The organism is Paenibacillus sp. GL_099_B (assembly GCF_057835695.1).
Genome location: NZ_CM174430.1, coordinates 5,892,283 through 5,916,922 on the forward strand (window position 1 = coordinate 5,892,283; position 24,640 = coordinate 5,916,922).

Consider the following 24,640-nt stretch of genomic DNA (forward strand, 5'->3'; position numbering starts at 1 on the left):
GAATTCTCTATAAAGAGAATGCAGGGCTTTCTTTAGTAGTTCCATAAGAAGTGGAGCCGAGTATACAATTAATTTCCAGCTTAATCGTTTAGCTTAAAACGCAGGTTCTACAGCCCCTTGATAACGTTCTTTGATGAACGTTTTAACCTCTTCAGAATGCAGAGCTGCAGCCAGTTTTTGGATAGCATCAGCATCTTTGTTATCTTCACGGGATACGAGGATGTTTGCATAAGGGTTACCTTGCAGGTCCTCGATCAACAGCGCATCCTTCTCTGGGTTCAGATTGGCTTCCAGCGCGTAGTTGGCGTTGATGAATACCAGGTCTGCTTCATCCAGTTGACGAGGCATCATGGCTGCATCCAGCTCGATGATATTCAGGTTTTTCGGATTGGCTGTAATATCCTGAATCGTAGAAGTGATATTTGTGTTGTCTTTCAGCGTGATAAGTCCTTCTTTTGCAAGCAACAACAGTCCACGACCACCGTTGGATGGGTCATTAGGAATAGCTACTTTTGCGCCGTCTTTCAACTCATCCAATGATTTGATTTTTTTGGAATAGCCAGCAAATGGCTCAACATGCACAGGTGTTACAGCAACGAGGTGGAAACCACGTTCTTTGTTCTCTGTATCCAGGTAAGGCTGGTGTTGGAAAAAGTTCGCATCCAGTTGTTTATCTTCAAGCTGTTGGTTAGGTTGAACATAATCATTGAAAGTCACGATTTGCAAGCGAATGCCTTCAGCTTCGAGTTCAGGCTTGATGCTTTCCAAAATTTCCGCATGTGGTGTAGGTGATGCTCCCACTTTCAATTCTACGGTGCGCGGTGCGCCTCCAGCATTGTCAGCGCCGCTGTCGGAATCCTTATTGTTTCCGCAAGCCGCTAGAACCGCAATCAGCATAATACTAAGTAGAGCAAAAGACCATTTTTTCATGTGTAAAACCCCTTCTCCAATAATTTTTTTTGCATTTTGCACCAAGTCGATACCGAATCAGGCAAATGCTATATATGTGTTATTTCCTGGTGAACCATTTAACCAAACGATCGCCAGCCATCTGAAGCACTTGCACCAGAATGATCATAAATACAACGGATATAATCATAATTTCATTCTGATAACGGAAGTATCCGTAGTTGATTGCCAATGTTCCCAGACCTCCACCACCAACCATCCCCGCCATTGCCGTGTAGGAAACAAGGGTAACGATTGTAATGGTGATACCAGCTATCAGACCCGGCAATGCCTCTGGCAGAAGTACACGTCGCACAATCTGTCCGGTTGAAGCTCCCATCGCCTGTGCCGCTTCAATGACGCCACGATCAACTTCACGCAGTGTAGTTTCCACCAACCGGGCAAAGTATGGAGCTGCGGCAATGACGAGCGGAGGTATAACACCCAGCACCCCTGTAGCTGTGCCAACCAGTGAACGCGTAAACGGAATGAGTGCAACAATCAGAATGATAAATGGCACCGATCGCAGAATGTTTACAATAAACGATAGTATCGTGTACACCACTTGAGACTGAATCGAAGTCGACCTTGCCGTCATAAATAGCAATACGCCTAGCGGCAAACCAATGATTATCGTGAATAGGCCCGATGCTCCTAGGATTTGCAGTGTTTCAATTGAAGCCTTACCGATTTCTTCCCAACGTACCGTTGAAAAATCCATTTAACGAAGCACCTCCACATCAAGTCCCTGATCCACTAACTCTTTAATGGTGAGATTAATTTCATCTGACTGCCCCTCAAACCGAACGGTCAGCTGTCCATAGGGAACTTGTTTGATTGTTGAAATGGTGCCTTGCAAAATGGCGAAATCCACTCCTGTTTTACGAACCGTTCTGGACAAAATCGCCTCATAGGTTTTATTGCCCAGGAAGGATATTTTCACAAGCTTTGAAGCTCCGTTCGTCTGCAATGAAACATCCGCACTCGCCAGAGCGGTCTCTTCCAATGCAATTCCCACCTCATGGTCCCGCATCATAAAGTCACGGGTAATTGCATGCTGCGGCTTGAGGAATACTTCCGTTACTGGCCCTTGCTCCACGATTCCTCCCTGATGGATAACCGCCACCTGATCACATATATTCTGGATCACGTGCATCTCATGGGTGATTAGAACAATCGTGAGATTGTACTTTTCATTGATATCCAGCAATAACTTCAGAATCGAATCGGTTGTCTGGGGATCAAGTGCCGATGTCGCCTCATCACACAGCAGCACGTTCGGATCACTCGCGAGTGCTCTCGCAATGCCTACTCTTTGCTTCTGTCCGCCTGACAGTTGGGTCGGATATTTATTGCTGTGGTCCTCCAGTCCAACCAATGCGAGCATTTCCTTCACTTTCCGATCAATTGCTGCCTTGGGCGTATTAACGAGCTTCAAAGGAAAAGCCACATTGTCGTATACCGTAGCTGAGGATAACAGATTAAAGTGTTGAAAAATCATGCCGATCTTTCGCCGTTGTTGTTGCAAATCGGACTTGTTGAGATCGGTTAGGTTGATTCCATCAACCCAAACCTCGCCTGCCGTGGGGCGTTCGAGCAAATTGATACAACGGATCAATGTACTCTTGCCTGCACCGGAATGGCCGATAACTCCAAATATTTCACCCTTGCGGATATTCAAATTTAGATCGGATAAGGCCGTCGTACTTTTTGAACCTTTACCGTACGTCTTGGTTAAACCTTTTAATTCAATCAAAATTACTGCTCCTTCCCACTGCCTACATGTATCTTTACCCGAATGAAAGGAAAACTCCCCTTCATCGTACAAAAAAAAGAGCCCCTTTTGCAGAAACAAAAAGGGCTCTTCACGTGAAAGATTATACCTTCTCATCTGCCAAAATCGTGCCTTGCACCATTTTGTAGGAATTAGCACCTAACATCTATAAAGTATGACACAGCTGTCATGCAGTTATAAATCGGTTGCCGGGCTTCATCGGGCCTGTCCCTCCGCCGCTCTCGATAAGAAATATTTAATTTATAAGTTCAGTAGTAGTTATAATGTTAATGTCATAAATGTTAATTCCATCTAACTGTCGATCAGGAACTCAGTATAATCCAAGTATTCCGATTTGTCAAAGGTAAATATTACTATCCATTCAGTTCGCCGGTTGATTCATTCCCTGCTTATGCCACTTCTTGTTGATGTAGCCATACGCTGCTTTTAACGTCTCACATACCATTTCCACACCCTGGCGGAGTTCCAAGAGATGCTGGTCCAAATCCTCCAGTTTCACTTTCCCTTGCAAAGTCTGGTGCAGCTGCCACAGATCATCCTGCATTTCGGAGTTCATGTAATGAATCTCCATGTTTCGTCGTTTGCGCAATTTGCTCATTGGCTCCCGGTAGGAGTCCTTGATCTGGATTAGTTCGTTGGCAAGAACATAATGCAGCTTATCATATCCGAACTGTCTTAATACGGTAAAATAAGAATAATGAGTTTTAACATTGGTTGTGTTCAGCTCAAATATTTCATTCAACACCGTACCTAACTTATCCAGAATGGCAAAACATCGGATGAAGCAATCCTTATAGAAATAGACGTAACGGGCGTACTCCGCTTTTTCTGGTATCGTCATATCATCCGTAGAGCCCGCTTTGACTTTCTGACGGAAATGGGAAGCTGCAAAACAGCTTTGCTCCAATTCATCCAGCGAGGAGATCAGTCCCTGGGTCCACACATACAGTTTTCGAAAATCATGGGTAGGATCATGGTCCACATGCATCTGTCGCTGAAATAGCTCAAGCGTATCTGCCATCGCCTCTATCGCGTCCTTTAGTATGCCTTCGTTTTTACGCGGCTTTTCACCCAGCAACGTTCGCAGCATATATAGCCTCCTCTTTCCACTCTGCAGATCATCAAATTAATAATAATACATCATATTAAACAAAACTGGAATCAGAGTAAACGTATGACCGCTGCTTACAATAGGGTGCCCTGACACGCCTGACATCAAACAAAGTTCACCTGTCCAATGATGTACATCATCGGATGGTGAACTTCACTGGATTCATCCCCTGAACTACAATAATTCGGATATATTAGAAACGGTTAACGGGGCGATGCAACTTGTACACCAGGAAACTCATATAGGTTAATACACCGAACAAAATGGCAATATCAAGCATATGCGCCAGCGCCACGAACATATACACTTCCGGGCGGTTCATCGTGAGCATCAGTCCAAAACCAATGACCACTTGCAACAAAACCAGCACAACAGAAATGATGCCGAGTTTTCTTAATTCCGTGTTATCCGGATGTTTGCGATACGCAAAATGACCGAGGATTGCAATGACGATTACTAATGAAACAGCCGCCACCCGGTGAGCAAAAGCAACAGCTACGCCTCCCGAGAGCTCAGGAATAATCTGCCCGTTACAGAGAGGAAAGCCTGAACAGCCTCCAGCAGAATCCGTATGGCTCACAAATGCTCCAGTATATACCACGAGGTACGTATAGATCGTGGAAAACCACACCAGATTTCGGAAGCCTTTGCTGACTCGCGGATATCGATTCAGTCTTTCCAATCCACCATGGCGAGTTTCCTGCCGAATACCAAGCGCCATCATCAATGAGCTGGCAAAAGCGATTAAGGCAAATCCGAAATGCAGTGCCATGACTGCGGAAGATTGGGAGAATACGACGGCAAAAGCCCCCATGATTCCCTGGACAATAACAAATATCAGAGTTAACAATGAAAACAATTGCAGATCACGGCGTGATTTGCCAAACCGCAAAAATGCTACAAAAGAGGCTATGGACAACAGTCCTGCCAGTGCGCTGACGGCGCGATGGGAAAATTCAATAAGTGAGGCAACAGTGTGTGCAGGCACAAGTTTTCCGTTACATAAAGGCCATTCCGCGCCGCAGCCGAGGCCCGATTCCGTTCGGGTTACAACGCCTCCGCCAAATGTGGCCAGAAACATGACAAGACAGGTTAATACGGTTAACCATTTAAACAAGGTTAAGTGCTTCAATTTTTTTTCTCACCCGCTGTTGGTTTAAGATTGCGAAGAACTACATCCTCCGCTTGATTCGATACTTTGACACTTATTTCACAACTAAATTCATTATACCGGATAAATGTGTCATTGACGTCGCGCTTTGTGACAAAATGTTAACGTCTGTCGAAAAGTTGACCCTCCATTTATGCAGGACTATGTACATCATTAGCTTCCCCGAAAAATGTTAAAAATACAAACGCCACTTCCCTATTTCAAGAGAAATGGCGTTCCTTTAATTATAACCTTTAACATGGTGAACCTGTCATGATTTATTTATGAATCGTGGTATACACCTCAACTGCACGCTGCAGGAATTGTTCAATCTCTTCTCTCGACTTGCGCAGTTTGTTCACATAACGAACAAGTTCCCGGCCATCTGTGTAAGCTACAAAGCTGGGGATGCCGAGAATATTTTGCTCTTCGCTCACTGTACCCACCTGATCTACGTCGACCTCAATCAACTTCAGCTCACGAGCAAACTTCTCTTCAACTTCAGGCATAAACGGATCGATGTACTTGCAATCACCACACCAATCTGCCTTAAATACAGCTACAGTCAAACGCGGAGATTGGATTGCCACATCAAATTCCGGTTTAGATGTAATCTTTTCCATTACAACATCTTCCTTTCTATACCTTGTCTTATCCTCTAAGTGAAGCAAATTGCGGAGTGGAAGTCAAATATTCGGCGCATACTGAGATCAACAGCTTCTTAAACTAAAACCGTAATCAGAATATCAGGAAAGGATGTCATGTCATGACTTCCGTTAAAACGGATTCCTCCGAGTCTGCCCATCACGGGTCGATATTGCAGATGGTTCGATCCATCCCAGGTGCGGCCCGGGAAGTATGGAGGGGTAAACAGGCGGCTTGGCAGGCCTCTACACAGCTTCGTCATCCCTTGCGTGATATGGCTTGGGACTCTGACATGGCTGCAACCTTACAAGCAGAGGTGGAGCGCCTATTGCCTGGAAACGAGAGTTCTTTTGCAAGAAATACGCTCAGCGCACTGGTCTGTGAAGAGGACTGCATTATTCTGGAAGAGATCAAAACATTAACGCAGGAGAACAACCGGAGTAACATCACTCGCACAGCAGCATACCTGGAATGTTACGAACAATATCCAGAGCTGCATTGGGCCTTGCTGGCCCATATGGTATCCCGCAACGGCGGATATCACATGACCGATCTCCAGAGTGACCTTATGCATAATCTGCAAAATCAAACAGACCGAGAGCACATGTATCGACTACTAGAGCGATGCAATGCCCTCATTTTCCAAGACGCATATCCCCAACTTTTACTGTATATGAACAGCCTCCGGATCGGCCGGAGCTGTTTTCATTTGTTGTCCCATTTTCATGTATCGGCGTTCATGACGCCGTTCTGGGAACGATTTTGGCTGGAGCGATGCAGCTCGCTGCTTAGTGTGGCATTAATTATTAATGAGCAGAACTATATCGAGAGCCGGGTCGTGCAGCATCCTTATTTTCAAAAACAAGTGCTTTCCAAACCCGCATTCCATCTGCATAATCTGGCTGGGCTGAATCATATCGTGTTTCCACTCGGACGGGAAAAAGGTCTTGCAGGCCGGGTTATTGAACATTTTGGCAAGCTGGATGAGCGGATTATGTTTGGCAAAGGTTTATATGCGATGCTGTTTGGAGTGGAACAAGTGTACACACAAGTATTGGAGTTTGCGCGCTCAGTTCCCCACCGTGGCTCACGTGCTGAATATTGGCCAGGTCTGTTCACCGCACATAAAGATGAAGCCGGAGAAGCTGAGCGCTATAGTCAGGAGCTGCTGGATCACGAATGGCTAGCGGAAGGACAACGGTTATATAGTCCTGAATTGCTGGCTGTATGGGGTGATACGCCGTATGAACCGATTACAAGGCAGGATTGGCTTAAAAATCGAGATTGCCTCGGTCATCTCACGATCCCACGCCGCCCTTGGCTGTTTGAGATGAGCCATGAACATCGGTATGGCATGCTGAAGACCGCATTGGCCCATGATGCCAAAACCTTAACTCATTAAGGACAGAGGCCTTACCAGGGAAATCGTCTAGAAAGCAAATGGCCTACCTTTTTTCGGTATTACAAAAAAGCCCTGTCCGCTATAGAAGCAGACAGAGCTTGTACTTATTTCAAACAATATAACGAAGTGTGTATTGTTTGTTGAATCGATTATCCACGTTGCCCGGCTCCACGTTGTAGACGCATGAGCGGACGGAGTATCTTTTGCAAAATACGAGGGTAACTGCCCAGTTCGTCTTTACGAAGTACACGTAGAACCACCATGAGTACCAGGTACACAACAACCACAAGGGCACCCACAAACAGACAGGTAACGAGGAATGATACACGTGTTGGCAGGAATAGATCAAAGATGGAGTTTCCGGCCCAGTTCGCCGCAAAACCAACACCCGCTGCAAGCAGTACGGTAATGATGAACCCTTTCCAGCGATCACCCATGATCGAGAAATCAACAATTTTCCGAAGTACCCGCAGATTGAGGTACGTAATAACCAGGAAACACAATGCGGTAGCAATAATGATCCCGTAAATGCCAAAGATTGGAGCCAGGATTAAACTCGCTATGAGTTTGACTACGATACCCGCTGCCACACTAATCATTGTAATCCGTGGTTTACCTACCCCAAGCAAAATGGAGTTCGTGGTCATCATCGTAATTTGGAAAATGGTACCAAATGTCAGCAATGTAATGATTGGTGTCCCGTCTGGGCTGGTGAATAACAAGCCGTTAACGGAATACGCTGCCGCACATAGAGCGATAACGATTGGCATTCCTGTCAGAATCGAAATGCGCAAAGCAAGCGTCACCTGATTTTTCAGATGAACTTCATCCTTGCGTGCAAAAGCCGCCGAAATGACTGGCACAAGCGATTGACTCAATGCGATAGCCAGAATCGGAGGAATGCCTGCAATACTTTGGGCCTTGGCACCGAGGATCGCAAGTACTCCTGTCGCTTCTTCCAGTCCGATTCGTCCGCTAAGCAGCGGCACTACCAGCGATGAATCGATAAAGTTAATCGCTGGAACAGCGAGTGAAGATAATACGATTGGAATCGAAAGTTTGAATATATCGCTGTAGATGCCCCGCATGGGCAATTGCTCCGGACGCTCGTAATTCAATTGCGCCGCACGGTCATTTTTGCGAAGCTTCAAGGTGAAGTACAACATGACAGCAAAAGCGCCAATGCTTCCGAATACGCCCCCAAATGAAGCCCCTGCCGCAATGGTTTGATCATCATAATTCCATTGCAGCATAACAAACGCCACGATGATCGCTGTACCTACACGTGCAAACTGCTCTACAATCTGTGAAATGCCGCCTGCCGTCATATTGCCGCGACCCTGGAAATATCCACGCATCATTGCGATGGCTGGGAAGAGCAGTAGCGCTGGAGCCAAGGCCCGAATGGCGCTCACCGATTCCGGTACTTTGGATACGTACGTAGCATAATAAGGTGCTGCGAACCACAATAAAGCAGACATGACTACCCCGGCTACAGCCGCAAAGATCAGGGCTGCACGGTAGATTTGTTGTGCTTCACCGGCGCGTCCCAGCGCATAACGTTCCGACACCATTTTACTAAGTGTACTCGGTATGCCTGCTGTAGCAACGGTTAACAGCATTAAATATACCGTGTTGGAGATGGTAAACGATGCGTTACCGATATCGCCGAGGATATGCTCCAGCGGCACCCGTTGAACCAATCCGAGTACCCTCGCAATCAGCGCAGCTGCCGCCAAGATGAGCGTACCTCTAATGAATGTTTCCTTCTTAGACAAGCCAATTCCCCTTCTTTCCCCCACACCGACGTGCATCCAGATGAAGCCGCTCCCGAACGTCTATGCGAATCTTACCACCCAGATAATAAACAGAACAATCATGACGATTTGCAAAATAATTTTCATTACGGTGCTAGTAAACAGCCCCACCACGGAACCAAATCCGACTTTGGAAGCTTTGGCTGGTGAAGAACCTCCAATCAGTTCCCCGATAAAAGCACCGATAAATGGTCCCAGTACCAGTCCGAATGCCGGAATGACAAATGGGCCAATGATGACACCAATCGTACTGAGAGTCGTCGATAATTTAGAGCCGCCGAATTTCTTCACACCCCAGGCACTGACGACATAATCAGCAACAAACAGCACCACTACGATCAAAATCTGGATAATCCAGAACCATACACCGAACGGAACAAAGCTGAAGAACCAGCCATAGACCAGAAACGCGAAGAAAATCGCTACAGCACCAGGCAGTATGGGATATACCGTTCCGGCCATCCCCACCGCAAACAGCAGTACAATTAAAATCCAGCCAACGGTTGCGAGCAAAGGTTATTCCCCCTTCAAAATATGTTCACGGATGACTTCGACAATGCCATCTTCGTTGTTGCTCGCTACGATCAGGTCAGCCGCTTCCTTCACTTGTTCCTGCGCGTTGCCCATGGCAACACCAAGACCCACGGCTTCAATAACGGCCAGATCATTCAAGCTGTCTCCAACAGCAACCACTTCGGACATCTCTATGCCCAGCAGCTTACAGACTTCAGCTACACCGCTCGCTTTGGATACACCACCGGGGTTAATCTCAATATTAACAGGTGAGGAGTTCGTCATTTGCAAGCCGCCCATTTGTTGCAGCTCCATCATAATCTGGTGACGGACTTCATCCACTTCGGTATTGAATCCGAATTTCAGCCATTCCAGACCTTCAATATTGTCCGTCCAGCGATCACGGTTGAACAGCTCTTCCACGGAGTATGCCCAGTACCAGCTATTATATTTTTCGCCAATCTCCTGCATTTTGCGGATCAATGCCGGGTCCATCAGATGGCGCATATGCAGATCATGCGGAGCTTTCCAGACTTCACTGCCATTGACCGTAATCATCGGGGTCTCCAGCCCAAGCTGTACCGCATAAGGCATCGCATGAAAAACAGCTCTTCCCGTCGAAAGGCACACATGCACTCCCCGACGAATGGCGATTTGAATCCACTTGGCGGTTTCCTGTGTGATTTCATGATTATCGTTAAGCAGTGTTCCATCCATATCCAATGCAAGCAATTTGTATTTTAGTTCACTCATGCCGTATTTCCTCCTCAGTTGTCTCTCTAGTTCTCCCTATCCAACATACTCTCACAAAAAGATCGCCCGGCATCCATGTAGGCGGATGCTCCGGACGTCACAGCTAACGACATTTTACCACAGATCGTCGGCCTGCAACAAAGTAACCCGCGATGCGGGTGAACCTTTGCAACAGCAACAGATGTCTGTTCCACCTCGTGTAAGAGTCTGGTATGAGATAAAACTTACCCGTATCCATGAAAAAACCGCCTGCAATGCAGGCGGCTGCTAATTTTTATCCATTAACGTGAAGCGAATTTGCGACGAGCATACCGGAAGACAATACCATGCTTTGGAGACAGCAACAGGGCCAGGACAAACAGAATTCCTGCTACCGCCACCATACAACCTGCAATGGAAGCATCCAACGCGTAAGCCATGATGTAGCCTCCAACCGAGGAAGCCGCTCCTAAGAGCACGCTGTACAGAATCATTTTGCCCAATCGATCCGTGAGTAAGTAAGCCGTCGCTGCAGGTACAATCAACATGCCTACCACCAAAATGGATCCTACGCTCTCAAATGAAGCCACCGATGTCATAGAAACGAGCCCCATAAGCAGATAGTGGAACAGCACCACCGGAATGCCGCAGGCCGCAGCCAGCGCCGGATCAAAAGCACACAACTTGAACTGCTTGTAGAACAAGCCGATTACAAGGAGGATGACCAGCAAGGTGATGCCCAGCATCCAGACTGCCCTTGGGCCTACATCCGTCCCTCCAAGGGTTAGGGTATCCCACTGGACATAAGCGATCTCACCGAACAAGACACAGTCGAGATCCAGATCAATATGCCCGGCATTCAGACTGATCAAAATCACACCCACTGCGAAGAGTGCCGTAAACACTATTCCGATGGAAGCATCCGATGATAGCCCTCCTGCCTGCAAGCTTTGAATGAAGAACACCGTCAGTAATCCAAATACCGTTGCACCGAGCAGCATCCATAACGAATCACGTGAGCCACTCCACAGGAAAGCAATCGCAATACCCGGGAGAACCGCATGACTGATCGCATCTCCAACCAGAGCCATCCGCCTTAATATTAGAAAACAGCCAAGAATAGCGCAGGCGGAGGATACCAGGATGGCCGTCAATATAATCCAGAAAGTTGCCATTACAACTCACCCCGTTCCTGCTGTGCTCGCTGTGCAGAGAGTGTCTGTAGCGTGGCATGCTCTTCTCTCAAGTAAGCGGATTTCGCCTGCATACTTCGCAAACGCCGTGCTAACAGTCCGCGTCGTGGAGCAAGCAATGCGGAACCCGCAAATAGCACTGTTGCTGCCAGTACCGTTACTGGCCCTGTCGGCAGATTAGGCACCAGGGTGCTGAAGATTGTACCTGTCGCACCGCTCAGTGCTCCAAATACGCCGGCCAACAGTACCATAAGCGAGAGCGAGTCCGTCCAACAGCGAGCTGCTGCTGCCGGGGTAACCAGCAAAGCGGCGACAAGCACCACGCCAACCGCCTGAATTCCCGCAACAACCGCAATAACAGTCAAAAGCAGAATCAGTTGTTCCAACATACCAACCGGCAGTCCCATACCCCGTGCGAATCCCGGGTCAAAACTCACCAGCTTGAATTCTTTGAACCATGCCAGACAAGCAATCAATAATAAAAGACAGACACCGCCCATAACATACACATCCGTCATCACCATGGATGCGGCCTGACCAAACAAATATTTATCAAGTCCACTCTGACTGCCACTCGCACCGTGCTGAATCCGAGTAAGCATCACTACGCCAATACCGAAAAATACAGTCAGCACAATCCCCATTGCCGCATCCTGCTTGATCCGAGAATACCGTGTAATCCACGATATGCCGAAGGTCGCAACGATCCCAGCCACGAGCGCACCGAACAGAAATAATCCTACTGATTTGGTTTCAGTCAACATAAACGCGATGCAAATTCCTGGCAGAGCTGCATGAGCCAACGTATCCCCCATGAGACTTTGACGACGCAAAAATGTAAAAGAGCCAATAATTCCACTACTGAATCCGAGTAACAAGCAGCCAAGCAATATCCAGCGTGTATTGGGATCGGACAAAATGGCTACTATCCAGTTCCACATGCACTACACCTGGCCTTTCTCCGACCGGCTTCCGATCATCGCTATCCGGCCTCCGTACGTCTCTTGCAAAGTATCCGGTACAAATACTTCATTCGTGGGTCCACCTGCAACCAGCCTTCCATTAAGCAGCAACACATGGTCGAAATATTCCTCTACTGTCGCCAGATCATGGTGAACAACCAGTACGGTCTTACCTTGCTTCTTCAACTGTTCCAAAAGTGAAATGATAGCTTTTTCCGTTGTGGCGTCCACACCTGCAAACGGCTCATCCATGAAATACAATTCGGCATCCTGAACCAGTGCCCGTGCCAGAAAGACACGCTGCTGCTGTCCACCGGACAGCTGACTGATCTGGCGGTACATGTAATCACCCATTCCCACTTGCTCCAGGCAGTGAGCTGCCAGATCCCGTTCTTTTTTGCCTGGACGGCGGAACCAGCCCAGATGTCCATAACGCCCCATCATGACAACATCGAGGGCGTGAGTCGGGAAATCCCAATCAACAGATTCACGCTGAGGTACGTAGCCGATACGGCGACGCTGTTCTCGGTAGGACTGACCAAAAATTTTCACCTCGCCGTGCATTTTGGGCACTAGTCCCAGAACGGCTTTGATCAAGGTTGATTTCCCTGCCCCATTAGGGCCAAGAATACCAATTAGCTGACCTTCCGGGATGTCAAAAGATACCCCACTGAGCACCGGCTTTTTATGGTAAGCCACCGCCAGATCCCGAACACTAAGAGGAGCTGATGTTGGCTGTGTTCCCTTCAGATGGTTAGCATTTGGTTGTGGTTGAGATTTCTCGAATAAAATTGCATCGCTCATGCAATATCCACTCCTCTCTTCATATGGTTTCTCATTTTAATGCTTCTACAATCGTCTCAGTGTTGTGTCGGATCATACCGATATACGTTCCTTCTTCTGTTCCCTCAGCACCCATCGCATCCGAGAACAGCTCACCACCAATGCTTACGGTATGTCCTTTTTCGGCTGCACCGGCAATAATCGCTTCCATTGCTTTTGCCGGTACACTAGATTCTACAAATACCGCTTTGATATTGTTGTCCACAAGGTAATCCCGCAACTCACTGACATCCCTCGCACCATATTCTGCTGCTGTACTGATTCCTTGAAGCCCCATTACTTTCATGTCATAGGCTTGGCCGAAGTATCCAAAGGCATCATGCGCCGTGACCAATACCCGGCTGGCTTCCGGAATCTCCTGGATTTTTTCCCGTACCTCGGAATCCAATGCTTCCAGTTTCGTTAGATACTGCGCTGCCTGGGCCTTGTACGCTTCTCCATGTTCGGGGTCCGCCTCCACGAGTGTATCGCGGACAGCCTCTGCGGCATGCATCCAGTGGCTGACATCAAACCAAACATGGGGATCGTATTCAGTTCCGCCTGTATCTTTTCCTGATCGCAATTCATCCACCGGAATTTTCTCCGTGACAGCTGTTACTATTTTGCTCTTGGACATTTTCTCCAAGATGTCTGTCATTTTTCCTTCAAGATGCAGCCCGTTGTAGAAAATGACCTTCGCTTGCTCCAGCTTCCGAATATCTCCCTGCGAAGCCTTGTACAAGTGAGGATCTACCCCTGGGCCCATCAGCCCGGTCACATCAACATATGCCCCGCCGACTTCACGCGCTACATCCGCAATCATGCCTGTTGTGGCTGTGACCCGTACCTTCCCTTCACTACCTCCTGTTTCCGCTGCACCTGAGCATGCTGTTAGCACGATAACCAGAACAACAGCAGCCAGCGTCATCAACCCTCTCTGAATGCTCCTCATCTTCACCATCAACAATTCAAACCGCCCCTTTCCCTCTCCTAACATAATTGTCCTCATCTAATTTTGTTGTACAAGGTATTAAAATTTATACTAGACTAATAATGTTTCCCTTGTGCAAATTTTAGCCGATGCAAAATAAAAAGGCAAGGGATAATTTCCCCTGCCTGTCCAAATGAGTATATTGGCGATTTATTTAGCTTGCTTGTCTTTTTCGCTTATCAGTCCTAATTCCTTTGCGTTGCTTCACGTTACTCTGTATCTTTTCCCTGATCTTTCTTCCCTTTTGGAGTCCCATCAAGGCCATAAACTTCATCATATGCATCGAAGATTTTGCGTGCGATTGGAGACGCACTGACCGATCCAAATCCACCTTCGGGTACAACAACGGCTATAGCCAGCTTGGGATTATCCCGTGGCGCAAAAGCGATAAATACTCCGTTTTCCTTTTTGTTCGGCCCTGTTCCCTGCTCCGAGGTTCCTGTTTTTCTCGCATAATCGTAGGGGAAACCGTCAAACGAGCTTACTTTGGTGACCATACCCTTATGCACTTCATTCCAGTATGCATCAGCAAAATCAACCTCGTTTAACACTTTTGGTTTAATTTTCTTCACCACATTGCCTTCTGCGTCACGGATTTCCTTTACTAAATGAGGCTCCATCCGTTTGCCTTTATTCGCAAGCATCGTGGTATATTGTGCAAGTTGAAGCGTTGTATATTTACCTTGCTGACCAAATGAGGCAAAAGCGAGACGTGTCAAACCTGATTCATTATTTTTACTATTATATTCCAGAGTACCCAGATACTCTTTCGGAAGATCAACTCCTGTAGACACGCCTAAACCGAACTCTTTCATATGTTCGTCCCACACTTTTACACCCTTGGTCGCCCCATATTTGTTATAGAGACCCTTACCCACCATATCGATCATAAAAGCATTAGAAGATTTCTCAATCGCTCTTCTCGCCGTAATAGAGCCGTTAAATGCCGAGTGTGAATTCCTAACCTTTCTTCCATCTTTGCCTAATGTAGCATAGCCTTGGTCATAATAGGTTTGCCCTGTACTGAACAGACCTTCTTTCAACCCAATTAGTACACTAAGAGGCTTAATAACGGAACCCAACAAAATAACGGACTCGGCCTTTTTACCTGATTCATTAGGAGGGAACGACTCCGTGGTTCCGTTGCGGAATACATACTTGATCTTCTCATAATCCCAATCATTCGGATCATAGTCCGGCATACTCGCCATAGCCACTACATTGCCTGTATCCACTTCCATGGCTACCGCGTATCCCGTTATAGCTTTAGGCAACTTCCTTAATTCATCTGTAATAGCTTGTTGTGCAACCATCTGAATTTCCTTGTTGATCGTTGTTACAAGCCCGTATCCCTTTTCAGGTGGAGTCAGATTCATCGTCCCGTCCGGCAAATTTCGTGCATCAATATCAATGGACTGGTAGCCACTTCGTCCACGAAGTTCTTCTTGATATTGCAGCTCCAAGCCGTCAAAGCCTACCTTCTCTTCTTCGTGATAAATAAGACCCGGGTCACGCTGGGTACTTGCTGATTCCCGAATGGCTTTATACTTTTTAAGTGTATCCGGCGCCCGTTTGAATTCTCTTGTATATCCAATCACTTGAACGGCTACCCCATCTGGGTCGTACCTTCGGACATTTTCCTCAAGAACCATAACGCCTGGAAACTCTGCTTTTTTCTCCATAAAATAGGCAATCTCTTTGGTTGTTAAATCGGATTTAACCAACCTTGGTACATACCCAAAAGTCTTCTGATAATCCAGATCCAGTCGCTTCATGATCTCTTCTGCATCTGGTTGTTCTTTGTCACCCGGATTAAACTGTTTAAACACAGCCGCCAGTTCACCAGCAAGTCCCTGCGCCTCCTGCTTGCGGTCATCATTTCTATAATCCTCATACAACAATACATAGAGGGACTGCACAGGTTCCGAATAAGCCAGCGCAACTTCCCCTGTCGCATCGTAGATTGGCCCACGAACAGGGGCGAGCGGAATATCTTTGGTATTACGGCTGGTTTCCATATAGGTCAGTTCAGGTCCCTCGACAAATTGTACAAAGGCCAACCTAAAAATTAGGATACTGAATATCACAAACGCAGCGAAAAAAAACATATTCATTCTTACACTAGACGGCTTGTTGTTGACTGGTGTATCTTCATTGGACATTTTCTTTTTCCTCAATCGGTTAAACATGGGATAAGCCTCTCCGTTCTTATGTAAAAGTAGATTCATCTATCACGCATATTGCATCAATCGGTTCAAATAACATACCTTTCCTTCTACAAGTCTATCAAAGGTCAACTGCCATGTCCTCCAGATTTTGGTTACATTTTCGTAAACAGGAGAGACATATGCCGATTCTTTCGAAACGATGTCAATACAGACATATCGTTAATCTCTTTACTCTTGAAATAAATTTTCATTCTCTTATATAAACGTGTCATAAACGATGTTTGTTACATACTGATTTGCAGCAGCTTGTGGGAAAGTGGCCTCTCAGTCCTGACAAACGTAAAAAGGACCCTCGAAAGGGTCCCCTCTTTGAATCAAAGACTCACATTACTGCGTATCTGATTCTTTATTTTTATCTTTTTTCGGTACACCGTCCAGACCAAACTCCTCATCATACGCATCGAAGATCGCACGTGCTACGGGAGCCGCACTGTTCGAACCGAAGCCCCCTTCCGGAATGACCACAGCTACAGCCAGCTTCGGATTGTTGCGTGGAGCGTAAGCAATAAACACCCCGTTATCCACCAATTTGCCTCCGACTAACTGTGTGGATGTACCTGTTTTTCTTGCAAAGTCATAAGGGAATCCACTAAACGCCGTTACTTCGGTTGCCATGCCTCGCTGTACTTCATTCCAGTAAGCATCATTAAAATCGACTGTGCTGAGCACTTTCGGTTTCATTTTCTCAACCACATTGCCTTGCGAATCACGGAACTCACTGACTAATTGTGGTTCCATACGTTTTCCTTTATTCGCTAGCATCGTAGCATACTGTGCCAGCTGCATCGTTGTATATTTCCCTTGTTGTCCAAAGGAACCGTAAACAAGTCGAGTTAGTGAACTTTCATCGGTGTTCATATAATCCCGAATACCCAAGAATTCATTCGGCAGATCAACCCCAGTAGATACACCCAAACCGAACTGCTTCATGTATTTATCCCAAACATTGATTCCCTCTGCACCATATTGGGAGTAAAGCTTCTTGCCAATCTCGTCAATCATGAACACGTTTGAGGAATGTCGAATGGCATCATGGGGTGTTAACGAACCATACACGTGTCCTGATGAGTTCTGGACTCTGCGGTTATCTCCACCGAAAGTCGTTGAACCTCTGTCTGAATAAACCGTATTTGTGGTGAAAAATCCTTCTTTCAAACCGATCAATACACTAAGCGGTTTAATCGTTGAACCAAGTAATACGATAGATTCAGCTCGTTTTTTAGAATCGTCGGGCGGGAACGAACGAATTGTACCATTTTGGTATACATACTTGATGTCATCATATTGATCGTTGCTAATACTACCCGTTCTCCAGATATTCGTGTCATAATCTGGCATACTGGCAATCGAAACAATCTTCCCTGTATCCACTTCCATCGCTACCGCAAAACCTGTTTTGGCATTCGGATGCAGCTTACCAGAAACCGGATGTGAATGAAGCCAGCTTAGTTGATCCAGAATCGCCTGTTCTGTCTTCACCTGAACATTTTTGTTAATGGTTGTAATTAGGTCATACCCTTTTTCGGGTGGGGTAGAACCTGCTACACCTTCAGGCAAGTTCCGCAAGTCAACATCAACGGAGTTATAACCGCTTTTCCCCCGCAGAACATCCTGATATTGCAGTTCCAGTCCATCGAAGCCAACAAACTCATTCTCGGTATATACAAGACCTGGGTCCGTTTGCTTTTTATTGGCCTCATCGACCTCTTTGTATTTATTGAGTGTTTTAGAGCTTTTGAACTTTTTGAGATAACCAATCGTCTGAACGGCTACCGTATCCGGATCATAGTAGCGCACACTTTCCTCTACAATCTGAATTCCCTTGAATTCATCCTTGTGCTGCAGAAAATAGGCTACTTCCTCATCGGACAGATCACTCTTGATCAGACGTGGCATGAACCCATTCGCTTTACGCGAATTGAGGTCCATTGCTTCTAAGATGTTATCGACCGTAAGGGCCTCGGAATCCTTTTTCTTATACTGCTCAAAAACATCATGCAGCCGGGTGGCGATGTCCTCCACTTCCGCTATATTCGGATTGGGTTTACCATCTACATCTCCATAATTTTTGTATAAGGTCAGATACAAGGATTGAATCGGCTTGGAGTAAGCCAGCTTCACCTCACCTGTGGAATCATAGATGGTTCCTCTCACGGGAGCGAGCGGTACATCTTTGGTAATATTGCTCGCTTCCTCCTGACTGAGCTCAGGCCCTTCCACGAATTGCAAAAATGCCAGCCGTACAATAATAACGCTAAAAATAACAAAGGAAGCGAAGAAAAATACGTTCATCCGGTAACTGAAGCGCCGCTTGTCCGTATGTTCGTCCTTCTCTTTTGAATGATTTTTCATTCATCCTACCTCTTTCATGACTTGATGCATACCGTCCAGGCTGTACAGCCTCGGCATGATAACCTGGCAACGTCGTCATCTCCCGGACCCATGTCCGGCGTAATGTTAAGCTGATTGATCTTTCAGATGGGTATCGGCAAAGTTAGGAGGATTGAACCAATCACCACTAATCGCCCAAGTGGGGTCAAGCGGAATCCAACTTTCCGAATCACTCAAATATATTTCATTCCAAGCATGCGGACCATATCCACCCTGCCCGTTATAACCAAGACCTGTAACCACTTTGGCTTCCAGACCCTGTGAACGAGCCATGACTGCATATAGACGAGCGTAATCGATACATACGCCTTGACGTGTATCAAATGTATTTTGTGGCGTTTGCTCATGCCATATGCCCTTTTGCTCATAGTCATCCACTTTACCATAGTCATACTGAATGCGAGAACCTACCCAGTCATATAATGCCCTGGCTTTGGCTTCATCTGTCGTGTGCCCTTTCACAATTTCTTTTGCCGCAGATTCAATATCCGCCGGAATGTTATGGTCAATGACTTCATATTTGCGTTGCAGGATCGCGCCAAGTTCCTTTTGGACCGCTTGAGTAAACACGGGCAGCTTGTCCTTGATGAATGTACCTGATAATGGCTCTATAACGGATTTGGCCCCCTGCATATAAATGGGCGAAGCCTCTACATAGCGACTAAACATGCTGCCCGGATAGAGACTGACAATCATGAACAACACAGCAATCACAATCATCCCACGGACTGAGCCAATGACTGTACCGATCACAGCACCCGTAAAGCGGCTGAAAAATCCTTTTGGTCTGCTCTCTTGCTCTGCTGAACTGTATCTTCTGCTGAAAATAAAGGAAGAGAGCAATCCGAGAATCAATCGGATGAAGCCATAACTAAGCACAAACAACACGGCAAACCGCATCAGCGGAAAATCGGCAATGGCCGTAATCAATGTATAATACATCTGCTCCCATCGGTTTAATTCACGGTTTGGCATGTCTGCCGCATGCACAGACAACCATTGCTGAACATATGGCGCAAGCCATAATGTTAAACCGATGGATAACAGAATACCAATGACCGCCATAATGCCATCCATGAGGAATCCAAAGAGTCTTCCTGCCGAACGCGAAGCACCTCTGGACCACCCCTGAAGCAATGAAGCGGCCACAATCAGCAGCAGCATAATCGTTATGCCGTTGAATTCTTTCAGACTATCCAGCCAACTTTGCAGCACGTATCCATTCCTCCTTTACTACGAAGCCGGTGCTGTTCCGTTCTCCTGTGCCTGTTTGACAAAAGTTCGTATCGTTTCATTGTCGACATTCCATTCACCCACTGAGATCCCCCGAAATGTAACATCGACTTTATCCGAATTCGTTCTACCCTTAATCTCCACATTGGGGCTTGTGATGGTAAATGCTCCATCCTGTCCCTTGGTGTATGTTGCTTTGGAAGCTTCCTTGAGCATCATGCTGGTCGCTTCCTTCTTCAATGTGTCCATCGTACTCGATTGGACGTCAGTAACTGTCTGTTTGATCTGATCAATGGAGATGCCGCTGTATATCAGTAGAGCCGCAATAATGATGATGGCAATCGCCCATTTCAATACGGTTTTGACCACATTCAGAACAAAGAACAAAATGATCAACGCAACCACGATCACCAGCCAGTTCTGCATCACAAACTCTTTGATTACTTCTATGTTCATGACTACACCTTCCGTATTAGAGTTGATTATTAACACTTCCCGAATATTATACATGATTTCCGAAGCTGCTGTCAGCTAAGCCCTCCTATGTAAAAATAAACGGTCTAAGTTCGTCCCGCCGGGCGTACAAGTAGTACCATGAGGTTCTGTCCAAAGGAACGGGGAACACGGCATGACCAGTTATTGAACATGCATCGCTTAACAAGGAGGGGCTTATGTGAAAACGGCCATCTGGCTATATCTATTTTTGTTCCTTGCTGTTTTTGATCTGCACGCACAGTATCCAATCTTGACCCCTTTCGCTATCTCGCTCGGGGCGGCCCCGACCTTCATCGGCTGGATGATGGGCATCTATTCCTTGACTCATCTCCCAGGCAATCTGATTGCCGGAACCCAAATCGACAAACATGGCAGTCGTCGTTACATTGTATTCAGTTTGCTGGGTGCAGGCATCATTTTGCTTATCCAGGCGCAAATCCATACACCATGGCAGCTGCTCGCCCTGCGCTCCATCAGCGGGTTTGTACTTGCTTTTCTGTCTCCGGCCTGTCTCGCACTGCTTGCGCAACTGTCAAGTGATCCAATCAAGCAAGGCAAGTACATGTCAGGCCATGGCGTCGTACATACGCTGGCATCCGTGGTTTCCCCCGCCGCAGGCGCATTAATCGTCGGAGCTTTAGGATTTTCCGCCACCTTTGCGAGTCTCGGTTATCTGCTCATTCTGTCCGGCGTTATCGCATGGTTATCCATGCCCAAAGGCTTGGCTGAAGTTCAGCACGAAGTAATGACCGAGCCCGCCATGCCTAGCAACCTGGTTGAAGAAAAAAGAAAATTCCTGCCCGTATCCTGGCGATACTTTGCTCTGCCCCTTGTCATTGCTTGTGCCCAAGGAATTCTTTTTTTTGAACTGCCTCTGCGTGGAGGTGGACATTCGTCCATGATGTCTACCGGACTTTTGTTTTCCATTATCAGTATTGGAGCACTATTTACCCTGAGCATGCTATTTCTCAACCGTTATTCTCCCAAACTGCGGTTGATTGCAGGTGTGCTGCTAATGTCTTTATGTTTCTTTGCTATGGCGGCGATACCACAAATTCCGTTGTCTTCCGTGCTCTTCGTTCTGGGGATGTCCAAAGGCATTATTTTCCCTGCCATGGCAACACTGTTTATTCATTTAAGCGGCGGAAACAAGCTGGGTCGCATCTTCTCTTTGCAATCTATCGCTACCTCAATTGGTTCTTTCATCGGCCCAATCACAGCAGGACAGCTTCGCGTGGGTCTATCACCATATTTCATTGGCTTTGTATTATTAATGATCGGTATTATGCTGCTCCCTTACTTCACAGCCAGACGCGAAGCTTCGCTATCTGATCCCAAAAGCATACTGGGTTAACCGTATCAAGATGATCTATGTCCGAACCCTTTAACAACAGAAAGGCTTGTATTTTTCTTGGCTTTGCATCATTCCCCCATTTACAGCTAAACTATATAAAATGGACTGATGTTTTACACACAAACGAGGTGACTTCTTCATCTTCAAGATTTCTTCTTAAATATCCTCATTAGGAATGGACGATCAGCGGAAGTAGTGGAGGGGACGGAATCGATTCTGAAGAAGCGGTAGCGTTCGCCTTTGACTCCAGATGTTATACCTTTCAAAAATAAATTCAAAACATTTGGAGGCAACAGCGATCGAAAGAACGATCCGTAAACGGAACGTCCACTGTTGCTGAGACACTCACCTCAGAATGTGAAAAAGAAGTTAGAAATCAGAGAGATTTCTGTCAGCGTAGTCGCCATGTAAAAATTAGAAGTCCATTTTATATATTCCAGTCGATTTTCGCTGCAACATTTCCCGGGGAATGTCGACACAAGCTCTCGATCAAGAGGTGAATATGATGCCTATTCATGTCATTGTGGAAGGTAAAAATGACCGCAGCAAACTAAAACGTCTTGTAGGACCCGAAATCAACATTTTGTGCACGTTTGGAACACTGAATTCTCTCAAACTTGAGTCGCTGCGCAAACAGGTTGGTTACGATGAGGTCTACTTATTTATGGATAATGACAGTTCGGGTAAAAAAATCAGGGGTGTGCTGCGAGATGCCTTTCCGGATGCAGTACAGATGTATACACGACGCGGTTATGCGGGTGTAGAGGGAACTCCCGATGAATACATCATCGCCCAGCTGGAGAAAGCCGGATTGGAATCGTATATCCAATATCCTGAATTCCCATCGTTTTAAACCGTAAGAGGCTGCTCGCCAGGGTATTCATTCAACCCAGGAAGCAGCCTCTTTATTTGGCGATTATAATGAACGCATCTTTATTCCTTGATCAGATTGCGAATGTCTTCCGCAATGACTGCTGGTTCAACATCCTCTGTATTAAACGCATTGTATACCTTGCGCAACTGGTTATTCCGATCCACCAATCCAATCATGTTCATATGGGCAAAATCGTCCTTGTTCTCACCCTCAATGAGGATCTGGAATGAATCCCTTGCGAGCTGTTTCGTTTGATCCATATCCCCCCGCAGGAAGTACCAGCCTTCATAATCCGCGTGGAATCGATCTGCAAATTCCTTAATCTTCTCCTTGGTATCCACTTTCGGATCAAACGAGATGGACACAAATGAGACATCCTTGCCAAAGGTATCGTCCTCTTTCAACAGATCCTGCACCTGGGATAACGTAAACGTCGTAATTGGGCACACATCCGGACAACTGGTGAAATAAAAGTAGAACAAACGCACCTTGCCTTTGGTATCATCCAGAGATACTGTGCTTCCATCCACATTTTCCATCGAAAAGGATTGAATCTCCCGAATTTCGGGTAACTTTTCCTTGCTGGCAAATACGGTGCCCCACATTAAATACACCGCCATAATCAGCGCAAGCCCTAGCAGCATCCATGTCCATTTATACTTTTTCAGCATCATTATCGTCCCTTCCGATATCAGATCGTATGAATACGCATACATAAAGTTTTAACGGTTCTCTATAAAATTTACGGACTCTGGATCGTGTTTTTAATGCCATTTCCTCATTCCCATACCACTTTGATGCATATGTATACCAAGAACCCAACCGACAATGGGCCCCCTTGTTATTGTAGCTGTTCCACGGACCCGTGCCCATCTAATGTTTATTAAAGCATTTCATTCTGCTCATTTGTGCACTGTATCCAGAATCATCAATATAAAACTCAAGGATAAATAGTTAATGGAGTAAAGGAATACCTTTTTGGCCCAAGCATCTGTATTTTGTGCACGAAAGCCTTTAAGTGCGTAGTACAGCCACAGCACGGAAAGTATCAGTGAAACGGTAAGATAAAAGATGCCTGCGTATCCGTAAGCATACATGAGGACTGGGACAAAGATTTGCAAAACCAGATAAGGGATCATCTGAATCTTGGTCCGTTCAATACCCTTTACAACCGGTAATAGCGGAAATCCACCAGCCCGATAATCTTCTACCCTGCGGATCGCGAGCGCCCAGAAGTGTGGAGGCTGCCATAAAAACAACATGGCCAGAAGAAGCCATGCACCAAGATCCATCCGTCCGGTTACTGCAACATACCCGATGACTGGCGGCATTGCACCAGACAGACCGCCAATGGAGGTGCTCCATGTCGACGAACGCTTTAACCAAAGGGTGTACATAATCACATAGACAAACATGCCAAAAATGCCGCATAATCCGGCAAGTACCCCGGAGAAGGAAAAGAGTACGGATAATCCAATCACACCCAAAATAATGGCATAGGATAGAACGACTTTGGGTGTTAAACGTCCTGTTGGCAAGGACCTGTTGCGGGTACGTTCCATTTTGAGATCAAGTTCACGGTCAAAGTAATTGTTAAATACACAAGAAGAAGCCATAATCAGTACCATCCCAAGCAGGGTCAGCACCATCTTGCCATAGTCGACGTCCCACTGGGATGCAAGCCAAAAGCCACCAAAAACCGCAATAAGGTTGGTTCGAAGAATGCCCGGTTTCGTAATATGGATAAAATCTTTCCACGTCCCTGATTTCATCGGAGGCGCAGATCGTGTTGCCGAATCGGAAGAAGCCTGGTATCTCAATGGATTGTCCACGCTTGTGAATCCCCCTTCTTCTTGATCTCATGGAGGTTTCTCTCTCTGCCTCCGATATAAAGTTTATCACAGGAAAAGGAAAAAGAGTTTGACAATGCTCGTACAATTGCTGTCAATTGAGCAGGTTCTTGTCATTTCTTTGCAAATTAGAG

Annotated in this window: 22 protein-coding genes and 1 riboswitch; of the genes, 3 read left to right on the top strand and 19 right to left on the bottom strand. The window is 46.4% G+C overall.

Translation table 11 applies throughout. From position 1 onward, the window contains the following. Positions 1-93: 93 nt before the first annotated feature. The 6 genes from AC3ITG_RS26710 to AC3ITG_RS26735 form a co-directional block, all read right to left on the bottom strand. Positions 94-930, bottom strand: a complete 837-nt coding sequence (locus AC3ITG_RS26710) for a MetQ/NlpA family ABC transporter substrate-binding protein (RefSeq protein WP_053783256.1) — start codon at positions 928-930, stop codon at positions 94-96. A 79-nt stretch (positions 931-1,009) separates the two neighbouring features. After that, positions 1,010-1,669: a methionine ABC transporter permease gene (locus tag AC3ITG_RS26715; protein WP_072735491.1), complete on the bottom strand. Its 660-nt coding sequence runs from the start codon at positions 1,667-1,669 to the stop codon at positions 1,010-1,012. Continuing rightward, positions 1,670-2,704, bottom strand: a complete 1,035-nt coding sequence (locus AC3ITG_RS26720) for a methionine ABC transporter ATP-binding protein (RefSeq protein WP_489251854.1) — start codon at positions 2,702-2,704, stop codon at positions 1,670-1,672. A gap of 128 nt (positions 2,705-2,832) precedes the next feature. Next, positions 2,833-2,974, bottom strand: a riboswitch (SAM riboswitch). 130 nt (positions 2,975-3,104) lie between these two features. Further along, positions 3,105-3,833, bottom strand: coding sequence for a Cthe_2314 family HEPN domain-containing protein (locus tag AC3ITG_RS26725; RefSeq protein WP_489251855.1), 729 nt, complete (start codon positions 3,831-3,833; stop codon positions 3,105-3,107). 214 nt (positions 3,834-4,047) lie between these two features. Then, the gene (locus AC3ITG_RS26730; RefSeq protein ID WP_489251856.1) at positions 4,048-4,986 is read right to left on the bottom strand and encodes a COX15/CtaA family protein; all 939 of its coding nucleotides are present in this window, start codon (positions 4,984-4,986) and stop codon (positions 4,048-4,050) included. Positions 4,987-5,282: 296 nt separating this feature from the next. Beyond that, entirely contained in the window at positions 5,283-5,627 is a 345-nt protein-coding gene (locus tag AC3ITG_RS26735; RefSeq protein ID WP_413373495.1) for a thioredoxin family protein, read from the bottom strand. A gap of 143 nt (positions 5,628-5,770) precedes the next feature. Here AC3ITG_RS26735 and AC3ITG_RS26740 point away from each other — a divergent pair, with 143 nt between their 5' ends. Continuing rightward, a complete protein-coding gene (locus tag AC3ITG_RS26740; RefSeq protein ID WP_489251857.1) occupies positions 5,771-7,051 on the top strand; it encodes a DUF2515 family protein in 1,281 nt (426 codons plus the stop codon). A 149-nt stretch (positions 7,052-7,200) separates the two neighbouring features. Here AC3ITG_RS26740 and AC3ITG_RS26745 read toward each other — a convergent pair whose 3' ends face one another. The 11 genes from AC3ITG_RS26745 to AC3ITG_RS26795 form a co-directional block, all read right to left on the bottom strand. After that, the gene (locus AC3ITG_RS26745) at positions 7,201-8,829 is read right to left on the bottom strand and encodes a putative polysaccharide biosynthesis protein (RefSeq protein WP_489251858.1); all 1,629 of its coding nucleotides are present in this window, start codon (positions 8,827-8,829) and stop codon (positions 7,201-7,203) included. 60 nt (positions 8,830-8,889) lie between these two features. Beyond that, positions 8,890-9,381, bottom strand: a complete 492-nt coding sequence (locus AC3ITG_RS26750) for a DUF456 domain-containing protein (protein ID WP_488732125.1) — start codon at positions 9,379-9,381, stop codon at positions 8,890-8,892. Positions 9,382-9,384: 3 nt separating this feature from the next. Next, on the bottom strand, positions 9,385-10,134 hold the full coding sequence (locus AC3ITG_RS26755) for a Cof-type HAD-IIB family hydrolase (protein WP_285078475.1): 750 nt from the start codon (positions 10,132-10,134) through the stop codon (positions 9,385-9,387). A gap of 281 nt (positions 10,135-10,415) precedes the next feature. Next, positions 10,416-11,288: a metal ABC transporter permease gene (locus tag AC3ITG_RS26760; RefSeq protein WP_489251859.1), complete on the bottom strand. Its 873-nt coding sequence runs from the start codon at positions 11,286-11,288 to the stop codon at positions 10,416-10,418. Next, a complete protein-coding gene (locus AC3ITG_RS26765; RefSeq protein WP_489251860.1) occupies positions 11,288-12,247 on the bottom strand; it encodes a metal ABC transporter permease in 960 nt (319 codons plus the stop codon). The genes AC3ITG_RS26760 and AC3ITG_RS26765 overlap by 1 nt, the downstream gene beginning before the upstream one ends. A 3-nt stretch (positions 12,248-12,250) precedes the next feature. After that, on the bottom strand, positions 12,251-13,072 hold the full coding sequence (locus AC3ITG_RS26770) for a metal ABC transporter ATP-binding protein (RefSeq protein ID WP_489251861.1): 822 nt from the start codon (positions 13,070-13,072) through the stop codon (positions 12,251-12,253). Between the two features lie 31 nt (positions 13,073-13,103). After that, positions 13,104-14,087: a metal ABC transporter solute-binding protein, Zn/Mn family gene (locus AC3ITG_RS26775; RefSeq protein ID WP_489251862.1), complete on the bottom strand. Its 984-nt coding sequence runs from the start codon at positions 14,085-14,087 to the stop codon at positions 13,104-13,106. 203 nt (positions 14,088-14,290) lie between these two features. Next, positions 14,291-16,270 (bottom strand): peptidoglycan D,D-transpeptidase FtsI family protein, encoded by a 1,980-nt coding sequence (locus AC3ITG_RS26780; RefSeq protein ID WP_489251863.1) that lies wholly within the window; start codon positions 16,268-16,270, stop codon positions 14,291-14,293. Between the two features lie 366 nt (positions 16,271-16,636). Next, complete coding sequence (locus AC3ITG_RS26785; protein WP_413373502.1) at positions 16,637-18,661, bottom strand: peptidoglycan D,D-transpeptidase FtsI family protein; 2,025 nt, start codon at positions 18,659-18,661, stop codon at positions 16,637-16,639. A gap of 105 nt (positions 18,662-18,766) precedes the next feature. Beyond that, complete coding sequence (locus AC3ITG_RS26790; protein ID WP_489254537.1) at positions 18,767-19,864, bottom strand: transglutaminase domain-containing protein; 1,098 nt, start codon at positions 19,862-19,864, stop codon at positions 18,767-18,769. 69 nt (positions 19,865-19,933) lie between these two features. Beyond that, positions 19,934-20,389, bottom strand: coding sequence for an ATPase (locus AC3ITG_RS26795; RefSeq protein ID WP_489251864.1), 456 nt, complete (start codon positions 20,387-20,389; stop codon positions 19,934-19,936). A gap of 217 nt (positions 20,390-20,606) precedes the next feature. On the opposite strand from AC3ITG_RS26795, the gene AC3ITG_RS26800 reads away from it, so the two are divergent. Beyond that, positions 20,607-21,782 carry an MFS transporter gene (locus AC3ITG_RS26800; protein ID WP_489251865.1) on the top strand — a complete coding sequence of 392 codons (1,176 nt, stop codon included), beginning with the start codon at positions 20,607-20,609 and terminating at the stop codon, positions 21,780-21,782. A gap of 505 nt (positions 21,783-22,287) precedes the next feature. After that, positions 22,288-22,635, top strand: a complete 348-nt coding sequence (locus AC3ITG_RS26805) for a toprim domain-containing protein (protein ID WP_024631255.1) — start codon at positions 22,288-22,290, stop codon at positions 22,633-22,635. Between the two features lie 80 nt (positions 22,636-22,715). Here AC3ITG_RS26805 and AC3ITG_RS26810 read toward each other — a convergent pair whose 3' ends face one another. Next, positions 22,716-23,327, bottom strand: coding sequence for an SCO family protein (locus AC3ITG_RS26810; protein WP_053783327.1), 612 nt, complete (start codon positions 23,325-23,327; stop codon positions 22,716-22,718). A 231-nt stretch (positions 23,328-23,558) separates the two neighbouring features. Beyond that, positions 23,559-24,488 carry a heme o synthase gene (gene cyoE / locus AC3ITG_RS26815; protein WP_489251866.1) on the bottom strand — a complete coding sequence of 310 codons (930 nt, stop codon included), beginning with the start codon at positions 24,486-24,488 and terminating at the stop codon, positions 23,559-23,561. Between the last annotated feature and the right edge of the window lie 152 nt (positions 24,489-24,640).

Coding starts and splice junctions, on each gene's coding strand:
- AC3ITG_RS26710 (WP_053783256.1), bottom strand. CDS start 930: ATGAAAAAATGGTCTTTTGCTCTACTTAGTATTATGCTGATTGCGGTT.
- AC3ITG_RS26715 (WP_072735491.1), bottom strand. CDS start 1,669: ATGGATTTTTCAACGGTACGTTGGGAAGAAATCGGTAAGGCTTCAATT.
- AC3ITG_RS26725 (WP_489251855.1), bottom strand. CDS start 3,833: ATGCTGCGAACGTTGCTGGGTGAAAAGCCGCGTAAAAACGAAGGCATA.
- AC3ITG_RS26735 (WP_413373495.1), bottom strand. CDS start 5,627: ATGGAAAAGATTACATCTAAACCGGAATTTGATGTGGCAATCCAATCT.
- AC3ITG_RS26740 (WP_489251857.1), top strand. CDS start 5,771: ATGACTTCCGTTAAAACGGATTCCTCCGAGTCTGCCCATCACGGGTCG.
- AC3ITG_RS26755 (WP_285078475.1), bottom strand. CDS start 10,134: ATGAGTGAACTAAAATACAAATTGCTTGCATTGGATATGGATGGAACA.
- AC3ITG_RS26760 (WP_489251859.1), bottom strand. CDS start 11,288: ATGGCAACTTTCTGGATTATATTGACGGCCATCCTGGTATCCTCCGCC.
- AC3ITG_RS26765 (WP_489251860.1), bottom strand. CDS start 12,247: ATGTGGAACTGGATAGTAGCCATTTTGTCCGATCCCAATACACGCTGG.
- AC3ITG_RS26770 (WP_489251861.1), bottom strand. CDS start 13,072: ATGAGCGATGCAATTTTATTCGAGAAATCTCAACCACAACCAAATGCT.
- AC3ITG_RS26775 (WP_489251862.1), bottom strand. CDS start 14,087: ATGTTAGGAGAGGGAAAGGGGCGGTTTGAATTGTTGATGGTGAAGATG.
- AC3ITG_RS26780 (WP_489251863.1), bottom strand. CDS start 16,270: ATGTTTAACCGATTGAGGAAAAAGAAAATGTCCAATGAAGATACACCA.
- AC3ITG_RS26785 (WP_413373502.1), bottom strand. CDS start 18,661: ATGAAAAATCATTCAAAAGAGAAGGACGAACATACGGACAAGCGGCGC.
- AC3ITG_RS26790 (WP_489254537.1), bottom strand. CDS start 19,864: ATGCTGCTGCTGATTGTGGCCGCTTCATTGCTTCAGGGGTGGTCCAGA.
- AC3ITG_RS26795 (WP_489251864.1), bottom strand. CDS start 20,389: ATGAACATAGAAGTAATCAAAGAGTTTGTGATGCAGAACTGGCTGGTG.
- AC3ITG_RS26805 (WP_024631255.1), top strand. CDS start 22,288: ATGCCTATTCATGTCATTGTGGAAGGTAAAAATGACCGCAGCAAACTA.
- AC3ITG_RS26810 (WP_053783327.1), bottom strand. CDS start 23,327: ATGCTGAAAAAGTATAAATGGACATGGATGCTGCTAGGGCTTGCGCTG.